This is a genomic window from Paenibacillus sp. LS-5 (genome assembly GCF_056121505.1).
Genome location: NZ_JBWAVA010000003.1, coordinates 1 through 16,916, shown reverse-complemented (window position 1 = coordinate 16,916; position 16,916 = coordinate 1). Strand labels below are relative to the sequence as shown.

The following is a 16,916-nucleotide window of genomic DNA, read 5'->3' as shown; positions in this document are numbered from 1 at the left end:
AATAATTATAGAAAATAATATTTATTTGAAAGGTGTTTGCTATCGATGAAACCGATTTTATCAAAAGCACAGCTGGATTACATGAAAGCAAAGAATTCGTTTGAGAATAGAGCAAAAGTTATGGAAAAGGAAATTGCTGCAAAACGTGCATTGCAGGAGATCACGCAGGAGGTTATGGAGGAGCTTGTGCAGGCTACAGGGTTCCATGATGCATATAATGATCTTGTTGTTGCCGAGAATGCGCTAATCGAATGGTCGCATACTACAATCAAGCATGAGAAGAGCTACCGTGAGAATCGGGAGGCAATTGATGCTATGTACGAGAACGTAAATGCCAGCCCTGAGAAGCGGCAGGAATTGATTCAACTATCGATGAAAATCCGTTAGACCAGTATCTATAGAGACAAGCGCCGGAGACGGCGCTTTTTTGTTTGCCCAAATCCTCAATTAATGGTTTAAACTAGGATAACTGTGTTTATTTACTTAACAAATATTGTTTAATGACGGTTAGAAACTGTCTATGCTATACTGATTCCCGTAGCCACTAAGCATTAACAATACTTAGTAGAAAATACATATGTATCTTCTATTGGAACGGGGCAGGGTACAAGATAAAAAAATAATTTTCCGGTAAAGCGCAACTTTCTCGAAACTTCTGCGTTTAAGGTGTAGAGTCATTTACACAAGGCATTTGATAATCTCTTGTAAGTCTGTAAGGGTGAAGAGAAAATGCCAAATGGAAAAATTAGCTTTACGTGACTTGAGGCACATTGTATAATACTTAGGTAGAATTAGGAATCTAGTATTACTCTGTCCAAAACCTGTTTACAAGTTTCTGTGATACCCGTCACAGACATTATTTATACTTAACATGCTCAACTCGGGAAAGGGGGTGCATCGGCTAATGAGTAACATGAGCTACCCAACTAAAGAAGAAACCCAGTTCATGAACGTCCAAGGAGGAGAAAAAAAGGTTATGAAGAAAATTTTATCCGTAGCATTATCTACAGCAATGGCATTCTCGATGTTTGCCTCTGTAGCATTTGGTGAAACTGCAACAACTCCGCAAGCGAAATTTGATGCTTTGGCAGCTAAAGGTGTTCTTAACGGATACCCAGACGGTCAAGCTCATCTTGAAAAAGATCTGACTCGTGCTGAATTCGCTAAGATCGTAACTAAATTGTTCGGTCTTACTGAAGTAACTGGCAAGCTTTCTTACAAAGATAAAGGTTACACAGCCAGCAACTGGGCAGTTCCTTACATCGAAGCTGTTTCTGCAGCTAAATTGATGCAAGGTAAAGATACTGTTAAAGGTATCTTCGACTACAACGGCAAAGTAACAGTTGAAGAAGTAGCGGCTGTATTGTTCCGCGCTTTGAAACTTGAAACTCCTGCTACAACTGACAACACTGCATCCGCATGGGCTAAGGGCTATGCTCAAGCAGTAATCAACGCTGGTCTGGTTGCTCAAACAACCAACTTCAAAGCTAACGCTACTCGTTCTTTGGTAGTAGAAACAGCTTATGCAGTTGACCAGAAACTTACTGTTCCTACATTGACTGTTGCTTCTGCTGAAGCAGTAAGCCCAACAAGCGTTGTAGTAACTTTCTCTGACAAAACAACTGAAACTGTAACTTTGACTACCGCACTGGTAGAAGGTGTTGAAACAACAATCAACTTCAAACACCTTAACGTTGATTACAGTACAAAAGTAACTTTGGCTGCTCCTAAGGTTGTTTCCGTAACAGCTCCAAACAGCAAACAAGCCGTGATCAAATTCAACCGTGCAATTGATGCGGATACTCTCACTGAAACTGTTAGCGGTGTAACTACACTGGTATACGGAACAGTACAAGTAATCGCACTGAATGGCGCGCCAGTAGTTGATACTGATGCTGCAACTGTTGTTCTGTCTGATGACGCTACTTCAGCTACTGTAACTTTTGCTGGTGCTGAATACCTTAAGGGTCAATACACTGTAGTGGTAACTGATGCAGTAAGAACTGCTGCTGATAAAGCATTCCCTGCTTACACTGCATTGTTGAGTGTTGCTGATACCACTGCTCCTTCTGTAGTGTCAATCTCTGCAACTGCTAAAACAACTACTAACAAAGTTTACATCAAACTCAGCGAGCCTGTTAAAGGTGTTGGAACTGCTGTAGCTTATGTCAATGGTGCTGTTGCTACTATTGCTGCACGCAATGCTGGTGCTCCACTTGATGAGCTCACACTGACAACTTCTAGCACATTGACAAGTGGCGCTACTTATGATGTTTCCTTGCTTAATCTGACTGACTTTGCAGGTAACTATGCTACTCCTAACCCATTGAAAACATCGGTTGCTGTAGTATCTGATGTAGTTGCTCCTGCAATTGCAAGCGTAACTGTAACTGGTGAGCGTACTGTCAAAGTAGTGTTCACAAAGGCTATGGATATCAACACTTTGAACAACAACATTACTTTGCTTGATGCAAACGGGGTTTCCCAAGGTGTGTTCCAGGTTACTGCTGGTAGCGATGCTAAAACATTCACATTGAAGCACTATTTCTCCTACAATACAGCTAGTACTTTCAATGGTACGATCTCATTCGGATCTACTATTAAAGATACTCTGGGTAACGTAGTTGCAGCAGCTTCCACACAAGCTGTTACCTTCACTAAGGATGTAACTGCACCAACTGTCACAAGTGCAACATACACTAGCAGAGGTTTGGTAGTTAAATTCTCTGAAGCTATCAATGTTGATACAACTATTGCAGCACCTGTGCTGATCAATGATGCTACAGGCGTACCAACAAACCTTACAGTTACACCTGTGAAGTCTGCTGACGGTACTTCCTTGACTTACGGTCAGTCCCTGTCGGGCGCTACTTACACACTGCGTCTTGCAGCTGGCTATGTTAAAGATACTTCTGCAGCAACAAATGCTCTTGCAGCAATTGCTGTACCAGTGACTATCACAGCTTCTTCCAGCACTGATACTACTAGACCTGCGCTTGTTACAAGTGTAGTTAACACTACTTACGGTGCAAGCTATCATGAATTTGACTTCACAGTTAAAGATGCTGGTGGTCTTACACTTACAACTCTTCGTGATGTAAACAACTACACATTGGATGGAACAGTTCTTCCAGCTGGTTCTTACATCATTACGGACTACTCCGGTAGCAACACTGCTCCTATTAAAGTAACCATCTTTGTACCTAACTCCGCTATCGGAACTAAGGGTACTCTGGAATTGGTAATCAACGGTATCACTGATACTGCTGGTAATGTTATCGTTGCTTTCCCTTACCAAGTTGCTGTTAAGGATAGCGTAAGTCCTAAGCTGACTGCTGCTGCGATTTCCGCAGGTGATGCAAACAGACTCGTTCTTACATTCTCTGAATCCGTTGATGGAACTAAGGTTGATTCTTCCGACTTTAAATTTGTTATTAACGGTATTACTATTCCTACAGCATCTGCTCATGTGAGTGGACCTCAATTGACAGGTACTGATAAAGGTAAGTACTATGTTACCTTCGATACCAAATCCGGCACTTACAATTCTCAACAAGTTCTTTACATTGATTTGAACGGTGATAATGTCGTACAATTCAACGAAGTTCTTGGATACACAACTGATGCTGCTGGTCTGCTTGATTTGAGTGCAGCTTATGTGAACTCGATCAGCGTAACAGTTCAAGCTAAGGAAACTAACTCTTCCGGCGTGGTTACAACACCTGCATCTGACATTGTTGACCTGAGCGGAAATGCCATCACTACTGGCACTACTGTATACGGTAAATAATATCAGCTTCCTTACCGAAGCAAAGAATAGCCTCTTCGGAGGCTATTCTTTTTTTTATAGCCATTTATCCATATAAGAGGAGGAACTTCGTTGAAAATAGCTTGGAAAATTACAATGACTACGATGGTAGTAGCTGGTGGAGTATGGGCAGGGTCTTTACTTAATCTTACTGCTGAAGGCGCAAGTGTAGGTTCTCAACCAGGTACTGCAGATGATCCGGTTGTTACCAAAAGTTATGTGGATCAACAGATTCAGAGAGCACTCCAAGGTGGTACTGTTGCCACACAAGCTCCTTCAGCAACAGCTACTCCTGCACCCACAAGCGTTCCAACCAGCGCTCCAACAAGTACTCCTGCACAGAGTGCTTCTACTGCCTTTGTTATCGTTGATGTAAAACCTGGTCAGACTCTTATTGCCGGAGCAGGGGCTGAATTTATAGTTCGGGCTGGCAAAGCAGTAATCACTACGCAGGATAGCAATGGCGTGGGTGATTTAACAGATGGCGTAGATCTTACCAATGGTGCTTCAGCTCCGACCAACCATTTATTATCTTTTCCACGTGCGGGCCGGGGTATAACAGTTCAAGATGGTCAGACTTTAGGCCTGGTTGTAATGGTACGCGGCACTTATACATTGAAATAATGTAAGAATAAATTGAATCTTCAAAATAAACTATCTATAAAATAGAATGCCCCAGCAATGGTTAGGTCATACCTTCGGAACGGATTACCACGTCTGACAAACATTGAGGCGATTCAAAGCGGTGGATCAGGCGCACAATACTTCCTGTAATCTTAAAAATTATCAGGAGGTGCTTGAATATGGCACGTGCTAATCGCACAGTAGTACCGGAAAGCCGGGCAATGCTCAAACAAATGCAGTATGAAATTGCTTCGGAGTTTGGGTTGTATGGTGTTCCTAATAGTGGGGGGGCAGATACTGAATTTGCGTCTGAGCTTGGTGTAACAGGTGGTTCAATGGGATATGGATCTTCTTATCTGGGACATCTTACTTCCCGCGACAATGGATCTGTTGGTGGAGAACTAACCAAGAGGCTTGTGAAGCAGGCCGAACAGTCTCTTTTCAAATAAGAATGTCTTGAATTGACACCATCTTGCAAATAAGTTAATATGACTTTTGAGGAAAGCCATAAACCTTTTCCAATCGGGAAAGGTTCATTTTTTGAACTTATCTGACTAGATTAACTATGATTATGGAGCCGGAAGATTTGCTAATGATAGTCTAGGTGGACAAACTTGTCTTATTGTTATCTGGAAATCATTAGGTCTGGTATCCGCGAATAATCCCTTTACAGTGTCAGATCAACCATATGGGAGGTTGTTGTATTGTCTATTAAAGGACGTCATTTATTTACCTCAGAATCCGTAACCGAGGGGCATCCGGATAAAATCTGTGATCAGATCTCCGATGCAGTGCTTGATGCTTTTTTGGCTAATGATCCTAATGCCCGTGTGGCTTGTGAAGTTGCTGTTGCAACCGGTCTGGTGTTGGTCATTGGGGAGATCAGTACCAAATCGGAATATGTGGATATTCCGGCAATTGTTCGCAATACCATCAAGGAAATTGGCTACACTCGTGCTAAATTCGGTTTTGACTATAATACATGTGCTGTTTTGAGTTCACTGAATGAACAGTCGGCAGACATAGCCCAAGGGGTTAATGCTGCACTGGAAAACCGCGACCCTGCACAGGTTGCTGAAGAAACAGCGAATATTGGTGCGGGTGATCAGGGATTGATGTTTGGTTTTGCTACCAATGAAACTCCCGAATTGATGCCTCTGCCGATTGCGTTGTCTCATCGTATTGCCCGTCGCTTGTCTGAGGTTCGTAAGAATGGTACTTTGGAATACCTGCGTCCCGATGGCAAAACACAGGTAACCATTGAATATGATAATGAAAAACCGGTTCGGGTGGACACCATTGTTGTGTCTACACAACATGCAGAAGAAATCTCTCTCGAACAAATTCAAGCAGATATTAAGGAATATGTAATTCTGCCGGTAGTTCCTGCTGAGTTGCTTGATGAGAATACAAAGTACTTTATTAATCCTACAGGCCGTTTTGTCATTGGTGGCCCACAAGGTGATGCAGGTCTGACCGGACGTAAAATAATTGTCGATACTTATGGTGGCTATGCCCGTCATGGTGGCGGTGCGTTCTCTGGTAAGGATCCAACCAAAGTCGACCGTTCTGCGGCATATGCAGCTCGTTACGTGGCTAAGAATCTGGTCGCTGCCGGCCTAGCTGACAAATGTGAGATTCAATTGGCTTATGCCATTGGTGTAGCAAGTCCTGTATCGATTAATGTGGATACATATGGAACAGGCAAAATCAGTGAAGAAAAGCTGGTTGAGTTAATCAGCAGCAATTTTGATCTCCGCCCAGCTGGAATTATTTCGATGCTGGATTTGCGTAAACCGATCTATAGACAAACCGCAGCTTACGGCCATTTTGGACGGACTGATGTGGACCTTCCTTGGGAACGTGTAGACAGAGCGGATATGCTGAAAGCTCAAGCAGGTATTTAATCATAAATTTATAAGTAAGCCCGCCGAACGAACCTCACAGATGAGGGCCGCTCAAGCGGGCTTATTTGTGTTATGGTAGATTTCACTAACCGCTGAAGTCCCCTTTCTAAACTTTGGAAGCCCTCCAGCCGAAATATAACAATATAGGTTGGATGATAGAATGGCTTGAGAGGAGCTTTTTACGGGATGAAGAAGAAGGTAACAATAGGGGCAGTTATTATCATTGCAAGCAATTTGCTATTCGGTTTGGGCAGTCCAACTATCGGAGTACATACATCGGCGGTATTCGCCGCATCTGAATTTGGAATAAACACATCACCAACTGCAGGTGCAGCTTTTGTGAATGTGGGATCACCCTTGGGACTAAGCTTTGACCGGCAGGTTATACCGCAAAACGGAAAAATAACAATCACTACCCGTGATTCAGGCGCTCTTTTTGCAGAAATTCCTGTAGGCAGTTCTGGATTGATCGGGAATTCGGCAGGATATGAGATTAAGTTAGACGCTGCACTGAAGTATGCTCCAAATACGACGTATAGTGTAAACATTCCTAAAGGGTTGTTCATAGATGCTTCAGGGAATGTTTCAGCGGAGACCAATTGGTCTTTCACTACCGCTCCAGAAACCAATCCTGCTATATTAGCAACCAGCTATGCCCCTGCTGCCAATACTAGAGTGGATGCGGGGACTTTAACACAGCTGACAATGAAATTGACAGGAGTCCTTGCGAGAGGCGGAGGTTCTGTTAAACTGCTGTCTTCTGCGGATAACTCAGTCATTCAGGAATTTATAATTAAGGATAGCGAGCCCAAAGTAGATTTGCAGAGCGACGCCACTTCAACTACAGTTACACTAACGTTATCCAACAAACTTCCGGCTGGCGGGAATTATTATGTGCTTATCGATTCCTACGCGTTTAAAGATGCAAGCAATAAAACATTCCAGGGAATTTCCAGTGGAAGTATCTGGAGCTTCTCTACGATCGGAAGCAGCGCTATTACAGCATCGACCTCTCCAGTGAACGCATCTTCTGGCGTACCGGTAAGTGGAGCATTAAAGCTGTATTTTGATCGTCCAATGAGCCCGGCATCCGGGTATATCTCTGTCTCCCCAGGTGCGCAGGATGACTCCAGAACGAGATGGCTTAATGTTAACTCAACAAGTGTCACGGGAGGAGGGAGTACGGTCATTACACTTCTTCCTGCTACCACTACCTCGCCGCTATTAAACGGTACATTATATACGGTTACTATTCCACAAGGAGCTTTTTATGATCAGGATGGAAATGTCTTTCCTGCCTCTGGACCATATAAATGGACGTTCACAACGGCCTCCCTTACAGGTCTATTGATCACTTCATTAACACCGGCGGACCGGAGCGAATCGGTAGACATCTCCAAAACCATCTCCCTTAGCTTCAATCGGGATGCGGTATTCAATAGTACTGTTGCCAATGGAGTCAACCTGTATAAAAGCAGCGGGACAAAGGTTGCTACATCTGTACTGGCGGGTGCCACGGCTAAAGATTTTGTGATTAAGCCGGCAGCAGCGCTTGAACCGGATACCATATATTATGTGGATATTGCCAAGGGCGCTTTCTCGGATGCAATTGATTCTACCTCGCAATATGAAGGGCTGTCAGGTGCGAAAGCCTGGAGTTTCCGGACAGTGGCAGTAGACAAAACGGCTCCGGTGTTTACCTCAGCTACACTGGACAACAATCGGACGATCCGCTTGAAATATAATGAGACACTCAATCCATCCATAGCTTTGCTTACTTCGAGTTTTGGAGTTACGGTAAATGATGAAAGCCGTTCAATAGACAGCGCCTATGTCCAGGGTGACAGTGTCTTAGTCGTTCTTGGTACAGGTATAGCGGTTGGTCAAAATGTAAAAGTAAGCTATGCTGGAGGTCTAAGAACGATTCAAGATACTAGCGGGAATGCAGCTTCTACTTTTTCAGCAAAACAGGTTACTAATAGTATAGATTCAGCACTTCCTACTCCAAAAGAGGGCAGGATCTCAGGCAGAACCGTAACCTTGACTTTTAATGATTCGTTGAAAACAGTCTCTACCTATGCCCGAGAACAATTTGTGGTGACATCAGGTGGATATTCCCTCAGAGTGGATTCTATCGGATCAAGCGGGAGTAATGTATATTTAACAGTTGGTAGTGAGGCGGGTAACGGAGAGCCTGTGAAGGTGTCCTATTATGCCGGTTCTTATCCTTTGCTCAGTACACTGGGTCAAAATATCGCCAATTTCTCAGACTTTAACATCCGGAATAGTAATGATACCGTCGCACCTGTCTTCCAAAGTGCTTCCGGAGCCGGGAATAAAATGACTCTGACTTATAATGAGGGTCTGGCAAGCAGTAATCTGCCGATGAATAGTCAATTTTCAGTACTTGTCGACGGCAAAGCAAACTATGTAACCAATGTAGCAGTGAATGGTGCGCAGGTTACGTTAACTCTTCAAAGTAATCTGCCGCTTAACGGGGCAGTTACCATATCTTATGTTCCTGGTACTCTGGGGCTAAGTGATCTAAACGGAAATCGTGCAGCATATGTTGATCTGCAGCCAGTAACGGTAACTTCAGACACGGCAGTATCTCAAATTAGCGGGGCTGTGGTGAATGCCGATGAACTTATCGTTACGTTCAGCAAGAGCATGCAGGCTTCTTCGAAATTATATGCTAATCAATTTGGCATAAAAGCAGATGGCAGCAGTGTGGATATTCAGGATTTCACTTTGTCAGGAACCACCCTGAAGATTAAGCTCTCAAAAGCAGTGAAAGCGGGGCAGAAGGTTGATCTGTCATACCTGTCTGGTGCGGGGATGATTACAGACTCAAGCGGCAATTCACTTCCCTCCTTTAACACATTGACTGTTCAAAATCTGACAACCGAATCTTCCGGGAATGGAGGACGCCCGTCCTATCTTGGAAGTCTGGCATCCGGTGAGTTTGGTCAGGAGTATCCACTTCTGAAAAGCGATTCTGCACTGGCAGTATCCGATCTTTCCGTCTACAAGCAATTGGTTAAAAGATATGATCTGAATGCCGATCGGGTGGCCGCCAGTTATGAATATTTGAACCTTACCGGGGCGGACACATTAGCATTTGAGGTTCCTTCTACAGAAAAGTCGGCCTATGTTACCGTAGGGCTAAAAACTTTATCTGATGCGGTGAATCGCAATAAAAATGCCAAGCTGGTCATCCGTTATGGTGACAATATGTTTAAAGTGGCGCTAAGCGATATTGATATGAATGCACTTGCTACTAATCTGGGATCAGATATTAATAAAGTATCACTTGTTATGCGGATGGAGAATGTACCGAGCGGAACGTTCTATTCATTTGAACAAAAGATTGAAAGTCAGGCTGTACGCAGCGTTACTGGTCTTGTCGATCTGCGTTTGACGGGATCCCTCAAAGATAATTACTCCAATGCAAAGGAAACGAATGTAAAAGTTGACTATACAGTGCGTAATGCAGCTATCCTGAATAGTGCGCAGACGATGGCTGCCAGTGTAGATTCAACGTATAATGATGCTATTCATCTACCGGCTCAAATCAGTAGAGTTGGCAATTATACTGTGATTGGTACACGTACAAACGGAAACCAGGTTGTTGGAATATTTATATCCTTGCGCACCTTTTCAGATATGGCTTCGCATTGGAGCAGAACAACTGTAGCAGAGCTGGCCGCTAAGAACATCATTGATAGTAGCTATGGGATAGCATTCAAGCCGGATCAAAAAATCACCCGTTCCGAGTTTGCTGTGATGTTAAGCAGGGGTCTTGGACTACAGACGGTGCGTGGATCAGTGCAGCAGTTCAGAGATGTTCAGCCCTTTAACCAAACTAGTGATTTCATTGACGCCGCTGTTACAGCGGGGATCATCATGGGGAATACAGATGGTACATTCCGGCCGGGAGATTATATTACCCGGGAACAGATGGCGATCATGATGGTCCGAGCTATGGATTATACGAAACATCCGATTACATTGAACGGAACAGCTTCATCCTCTCTGTTAAAGTTCAAGGATAGTTCTAAGATTCATAGTCAAAATACAGCATTCGTAGCCAAGGCCATACAAGCAGGTATTATCCTGGGTATGACCCCCACGGAGTTCCAACCGCAAGGCAATGCTACACGTGCCCAGGCAGCTGTAATGTTAGAACGAATGCTGAAGCAAGCAGAATCCCTATAAATTCAAAAGACTATTGTTGCTATGGCGTCCGGGGAATGGTCCCTGGACGCTTATTTTATCTTGTCCAGTTTCTTGAAGAATCTATCAGAATCGCAACTTTCTGGTCTAAAATCAGTCTATTAAAGATGTAATGGTAACGCGGGAACTAATAGTATGAGTTTGATTACGAAGTTTGTGAGTACAAAAGAGATGGGAGAGTTACGCTGAAATGAATGAAGTTTTCATGGGGAAGAAGAGTAAAGAGCAGTTGCAGGGAATGAAGAAGCTGCAAGCTAAAAAGTGGATTGCGGCATCATTAGCAGGAGTATTATGGATCATGCCTGTTTTGGGCAGTGAAGGTTTGCCGCAATTAAGCTTAGGAAAGGCACCTATCGCGAAGGCGGCCTCATCCTTTGCCGTGACCAAGCTGGGTGAAGAAGTAATTACTTCAGGCGCTATTATGATGAAATACAAATATACAACAGCCCGTTCCGGGAAGAACGTAACAGGTCTTGCGGATGTGATCCGCGTAGATCTTAATAATCCCTATGTATCTCTGGATGTAATGACAGGCAAGAAAGGCCAATTAACCACACGGCAAAGCACCGGTGGAATGGCGACAGAGACTGGGGCGGTAGCCGCAGTGAACGGAGATTATTTTAATACAGGAGGAGAGGGTGCTCCTATCGGTGGTCAGGTTTCTGGCGGAGTTGTGGTATCCACACCTTCACAGCTTGAAGGCATGTATGCTTTTGCCGTTACCAAAGACCGCAAACCTGTAATTGATGAGTATTCGTTCGAAGGACTGGTTACTGCGGAGGACGGAGCCCAGTTTCCATTGTCAGGTATTAATAAAGGCGCATACAGCCCGGAAGGCGGGAGCTCGACCTATAGTCATGCAAATGCGGCTTACATCTATACGGATGCCTGGTCTGCTCTGGACCGGCCAAAGAACAGCTCGACTACACCCACCGAGGTGCTTGTGGAGAATGACACCATTACCCAGATTTCAGTAGACAAAGCTTTACCTATAGCGGTGCCCAAGGGAGCCTACATTCTGCGGACACATGGGCTGGGAGCCCAGTTCGTCAAAGCTCATCTGACTGTAGGACAAAAGCTGAGCAGTGTCTATACCCTTCGTTCCAAAACCACCCAGCAGGAGCTTGACCTTGCCAGTCTGCAGATGATGATTGGCGGGCATACCATTCTGGTGAATAACGGCCAAGCGGCAACGTTTTCTCGCTCCATCTCCAGTATTGGGGGCTACCGCGCACGTACAGCACTCGGCTATTCACAGGATGGAAGATATGTGTACGTGATCGCTGTCGAAGACAATGCCAACAGTGCGGGCATGTCACTGACCGAGCTTCAATCCTTCATGAAGAATATTGGGGTCTGGAAAGGATTAAATCTGGATGGAGGCGGATCTACAACCATGGTAGACCGGCCGCTTGCCGAAACCTCGACGAGCCTGACCTTCAATACCGAGTATGGCACCGAACAGCGGAGTATTGTCAACGGAGTGGGTGTCTACACCTCAGCTCCGCATGGCGAAGTGAAAGGGATTAAGATTAGCGGCAGCTCAGTATTGCTGATCGGACAAAAGGCAGCCTATTCTTTAAAGGGCTATGATACGTACTACAATCCTATTGACGTAGCTGCAGGGAATCCTTCGTGGACTTCAAGTAATGGCAGTGTAACCGTAAGCGGCGGGGTCGCTGCCGGGGTTAAAGCAGGTACAGCCACATTGACAGCAGCCAGCGGTGCCGCCTCAGCCTCGACAAGGATTACAGTACTGGGTGGAGAAGACCTGTCAGGACTAATGGTAGCCACAGCTACAGCGCCGCTGACGGTCGGGGCATCCGTATACGTGCCTGTGACTGCTTTGGCTAAAAACGGCGCGTCGCTTACCGTTCCGCCAGCATCACTGAAATGGGAGCTTATCGGTTTCAAGGGTAGTGTTCAGGATGGCAGACTGAAGGTTGATTCGGTTGATGCAGGTGTTACGACAGGATATGCAATCGCCCGTTATGACGGCTTCAGCACGGCAGTTGTATTGTCTGCAGCAGCGGCTACGCCATGGGAGAACTTCGAAAATGTAGGTTATCCGATTGCCTTCACATCCAATGTGGGCAGTGTGACCGGAACGGCTGCAGTTGTGGCCGGTAACGCTGAAAAGGCAGGTTCTAAGGTACTTTCACTCAGCTATGATATGACTGCAGGCAGTGGGAAGATGTATGCCTATGCCCAATTGAACGGGACGAGTGGTAAACAGATTCCGGCAACGGCAACGTCGATGTCACTTGATGTGATGGGTGATATGAGTCTTAACTGGCTCCGGGCTGAAGTTGTAGATGGTAGTGGGACTACCTCCTACATTGATTTGGCCAAAGTAATAGACTGGAACGGCTGGAAGAGTCTCAATATTGATCTGTCAGGCTCAGGGATCAAGTTCCCGGCAACGCTGAAACGCTTGTATGTAGTGAATGTAGAAGAAGGCCAGGATGAACGGGCGAAGACAGGAACGGTTGCTTTTGACAACTTGTCATTCATAATGCCTTCTCTATCCAGTGAAGCCGGACTTCCAACAGGAACTGCTGCGATGAGTATCGGGTCTAAGTCCATAACGGTCAACGGTGTAAAGAAGGCGATTGATGTGGCTCCTATTGTTAAAAATGGAAGTACCTATGTGCCGATAAAAGTAGTCTTGGATGCATTTGGCGGGAGTGCCTCTTGGGATCAGATGACCAAAAAGATTCTGGTGCTTCGCGGGGCCAAAGCGCTTGATCTGACGGTTAACAAGAAGGAATTCATACTGAATGGTAAACGTCAGAGTGCTGAAGTAGCGCCTTTAATCCTACAAGGCAGGACTTTAGTACCGCTTAGATTGGTTTCGGAGCAGCTGGGACTCACCGTAAAATGGGAACAGAAAACGAAGACCGTAACTATCGAATCATGATATGGTAATATTAAAGGAAAGTCTTTAATACGATCCGATAGAAATGGGGCAAGCATCCGTGGAATTTCAAGCCGATGCGATAGATCGCGTCATTAAGAATACCATCGACGTGATGGAGAGCAGCAAGTATCAGATTTTTGAAATATTGCAGGTTGCACGGGATGAGCTTGTTGCACTCAACAAAGAACTGCAGCGGGTCATGGATGAAACGGATGAAACATTGCAAAAGGTAGACAAGCTGGAGCTGCAGTATCACCGCTCCCGTATCCGGCTGACAGAGGTCAGCCGGGACTTTGTCCGCTACTCCGAGAAGGATATCCGAATCGCTTATGAGAAAGCGACAGAGCTTCAGCTTGAACTGATGATGACCAGAGAGAGGGAGGTCTATCTTCGGAGCAGGCGTGACGAGCTGCAGCTTCGGGTCCGCAGTGTCGAAAATTCGGTAGAGCGGGCAGAATCGATTGGTTCGCAAATGAGCGTTGTTCTGGAATATCTATCCGGAGAACTAGGACAAGTGACGAGGATTGTCGAATCTGCGAAGAACCGCCAGATGATCGGGCTCAAAATAATCCTGGCTCAGGAAGAGGAACGCAAAAGAATTGCCCGGGAAATTCATGACGGTCCTGCTCAAATGCTGGCGAATCTAGTCCTAAGGACGGAAATTGTAGAAAGAATGCTGGTAAAGCAGGAATTTGGGCTGGTACAGGACGAAGTATTAGACTTGAAAGGGCAGGTAAGATACAGCCTGGAAGAAATGCGGAAGGTGATTTTTAATCTGCGTCCGATGGCGCTTGATGATTTGGGTCTGATTCCGACACTCAGGAAATACGTACATGACTATGAGGAAAAGACAAAGATCCGGACCTCTTTTGAAACGAGGGGTAAGGAGCACCGGCTGTCATCAGCTATGGAGGCAGCCGTATACCGTTTGGTCCAGGAGGCATTGTCGAATGCGGCCAAACATGCTTTTCCGAGCTACGTATTAGTGGAGATCACTTATCAGGCACAACTGATCAAGATTGTCGTGAAGGATAATGGTCTTGGGTTCAATGTGAAGAAAATCAGTGAACAGGCAAATCGTGAAAGCTTTGGGCTGGTCGGCATGCGGGAACGCGTGGAACTGCTCGAAGGAAGAATGGAAATACTATCAGCCGAGAATCAGGGTACAACAATCGTAATTCACATTCCGACGAATGTGGAAAAAGGGAAGGAGTAATGTGATGGAAAACCAGAATCCTGGCAAGTCGCCCATTAAAGTTCTTTTGGCCGATGATCATCAGTTGTTTCGTGAAGGGCTAAAGCGGATTTTAAATATGGAGGAAGATATTGAGGTCATTGGGGAATGTGGTGATGGTATTCAGGTGCTTGAATTTTGCAACGAAACCAAACCAGATATTGTCCTGATGGATATCAATATGCCCATTGAAAATGGTGTGGAAGCCACACAAAAGCTGCGGGAAATGTTCCCGGATGTCAAAGTCATTATTTTATCGATTCATGATGATGAGAGTTATGTATTTGAAACGCTGCGCAAGGGTGCCAATGGCTATTTGCTGAAGGACATGGAGGCGGAATCGCTTATTAATGCCATCCGTTCGGTCTGTGAAGGCCATGCCTTTATTCATCCAAAGGTTACTGGCAAGCTTATTAATCAGCTGCGCCGTATGACATATCTCAATGAAACAGGAGCTATTGCTGAAACTGCAGTTAAAGAGGCTGGAGTTAAATTTGTTGCCGGTGACAACAATCCGCTGACCCGGCGTGAAGCAGAAGTGCTTCGTCTGATGGCTGAAGGCAAGAGCAATAAAATGATCGGTGAATATCTGTTTATCAGTGAAAAAACCGTCAAGAACCATGTGAGCAGTATTCTCCAAAAAATGGAAGTTGATGATCGTACTCAAGCTGTTATTAATTCGATAAAGTATGGGTGGGTAACGCTGTAGATAGTAGGTTAAGCTATTACATATAATGACTGCAGCACATTAGAAGGAAAATGCAGTCTGCCCTGGGCAGTCACCGACCTTTTATCACCGGCATATAGTGTCGGTATAAGAGGAGGTGTATCTCCATGGTAGCCCAGTTAATATGGATTGCGGCCATCTATGTTTTTGCGGTAGTGTTGGTTCATATGCTAAGTAAACGGGAGCGATCCCGGCAGGGTAGCCCAACAGGCAAACGGATTCAATATATTCTCATTACTCGTAATCATGAATATGTAGTGGAATGGTATATCAGAGCGCTGACCTTCCATTCTTTGCTGAGCGGTAAGATACTGCAGATAACCTTGATGGACGACGGATCGAGTGATGCAACATTGGACATAGCTACACGGCTTGCACGGAATGGTTCCGCACTGGAATTGATTCCGGCTAGGCCCATCTGTTCTTTGGAGTCAGATCACGAGCTCCAGTCTGGAGTCATAGTGGATTTACGGGGGACTGGACAACCGGTACCGCTGCCTTTTCTGCAAATGCCGTGGAGCAGGGGATGCAGATCAAAGCGAGGCGAATAATCATAACATATGCAGTTAAAGCAGGAAACGGGTGAAGCACACTCTTCAGAAATGGGGGAGTGTGCTTTTTTGTGCTGTTATGAGACAGCTGGGAGGAAATATTTTGAGGAGGTGCAGCAGATGCAGGTGGCTGTATATGCAGTGGAGCTTGGGGGGGACTGGAGTCTATGGGTTTCACTCGATATGAATGTAGACAGGTTATGGTGGAGTAGTAATGGAGCAGAACAGGATGGGTGGAGTAATTGTGCTGCGGACAAGCGGGTACTCCTCTCTATGGCTCTTCCTCTGGGTTGGGCGGTGAAGCTAAGGGAGCAATGGAGCTCCTTCCCGTCAGTAGGGCATTGGCAGGAGCAGGACTGGGGGAGATATATGGCAGATGTACTCAGAGCAGAAATCGATGAAGAGAGGAGAGCCGGCGGTAGCTGGAGTGTAGGTAGACTGTATAATGAAGTCTCTTTCCGGGCGTTATTGGAAGAGGAGGTTAGAACGGCCGGAGGCGACCCAAGGGCCTACATTAACTATAAAGAGTACAATATAGCTAATGTAATGGAAGAAGACAGAGCGAAGGCTGCTCTAGGAGATGCGGCTGATCAGTTGATACAAGCGCTTAATGGCCGTTCATTACTCCAGCCTGAAGTCGAAGCGCTCCTTGCAGAGCAGCTTCCCGGACTTACTGGGCAGTGGCGGGCGGCCGTACAGCTCTGCCATTTGCAGAGGCGGCTGAGCTTGGAAGCCGCTGTTGGCGTGTTACCTGCTCTGCGCAGCGCAATGGCAGGTTCTACGGTGCGTGGCGCAGGCCGGTTCCCTGCGGTCACCGGCCGCCTTCTCCGCGCGGCGGCGCTCCGCCTGCCGCAGCTGCGCCTGCCCCGGCGCGGCTCTGCCGCCCGCCGCGCCGGGGAACGCTGCCTG

At 45.8% G+C, this 16,916-nt stretch carries 10 protein-coding genes and 1 pseudogene; all 11 read left to right on the top strand.

All coding sequences use genetic code 11. The features are described from left to right. Positions 1–45: 45 nt before the first annotated feature. A complete protein-coding gene (locus AC0MA3_RS05700; protein ID WP_474655455.1) occupies positions 46–387 on the top strand; it encodes a hypothetical protein in 342 nt (113 codons plus the stop codon). 517 nt (positions 388–904) lie between these two features. After that, a complete protein-coding gene (locus tag AC0MA3_RS05695) occupies positions 905–3,790 on the top strand; it encodes an Ig-like domain-containing protein (protein WP_474655454.1) in 2,886 nt (961 codons plus the stop codon). A 90-nt stretch (positions 3,791–3,880) separates the two neighbouring features. Further along, a complete protein-coding gene (locus AC0MA3_RS05690; protein ID WP_474655453.1) occupies positions 3,881–4,432 on the top strand; it encodes a hypothetical protein in 552 nt (183 codons plus the stop codon). 179 nt (positions 4,433–4,611) lie between these two features. Next, positions 4,612–4,881: a small, acid-soluble spore protein, alpha/beta type gene (locus AC0MA3_RS05685; RefSeq protein WP_474655452.1), complete on the top strand. Its 270-nt coding sequence runs from the start codon at positions 4,612–4,614 to the stop codon at positions 4,879–4,881. A 255-nt stretch (positions 4,882–5,136) separates the two neighbouring features. Next, complete coding sequence (metK, locus tag AC0MA3_RS05680) at positions 5,137–6,339, top strand: methionine adenosyltransferase (protein ID WP_474655451.1); 1,203 nt, start codon at positions 5,137–5,139, stop codon at positions 6,337–6,339. Between the two features lie 186 nt (positions 6,340–6,525). Continuing rightward, positions 6,526–10,557 (top strand): Ig-like domain-containing protein, encoded by a 4,032-nt coding sequence (locus tag AC0MA3_RS05675; protein WP_474655450.1) that lies wholly within the window; start codon positions 6,526–6,528, stop codon positions 10,555–10,557. A gap of 208 nt (positions 10,558–10,765) precedes the next feature. After that, the gene (locus AC0MA3_RS05670; RefSeq protein WP_474655449.1) at positions 10,766–13,495 is read left to right on the top strand and encodes a stalk domain-containing protein; all 2,730 of its coding nucleotides are present in this window, start codon (positions 10,766–10,768) and stop codon (positions 13,493–13,495) included. A 58-nt stretch (positions 13,496–13,553) separates the two neighbouring features. After that, positions 13,554–14,711, top strand: a complete 1,158-nt coding sequence (locus tag AC0MA3_RS05665; protein ID WP_379157535.1) for a sensor histidine kinase — start codon at positions 13,554–13,556, stop codon at positions 14,709–14,711. A 4-nt stretch (positions 14,712–14,715) separates the two neighbouring features. Further along, on the top strand, positions 14,716–15,438 hold the full coding sequence (locus tag AC0MA3_RS05660) for a response regulator (protein WP_074087298.1): 723 nt from the start codon (positions 14,716–14,718) through the stop codon (positions 15,436–15,438). 125 nt (positions 15,439–15,563) lie between these two features. Next, complete coding sequence (locus AC0MA3_RS05655) at positions 15,564–16,007, top strand: hypothetical protein (RefSeq protein WP_474655448.1); 444 nt, start codon at positions 15,564–15,566, stop codon at positions 16,005–16,007. A gap of 120 nt (positions 16,008–16,127) precedes the next feature. Then, positions 16,128–16,916 (top strand): annotated as a pseudogene (locus AC0MA3_RS05650) (hypothetical protein); the annotation flags it as partial.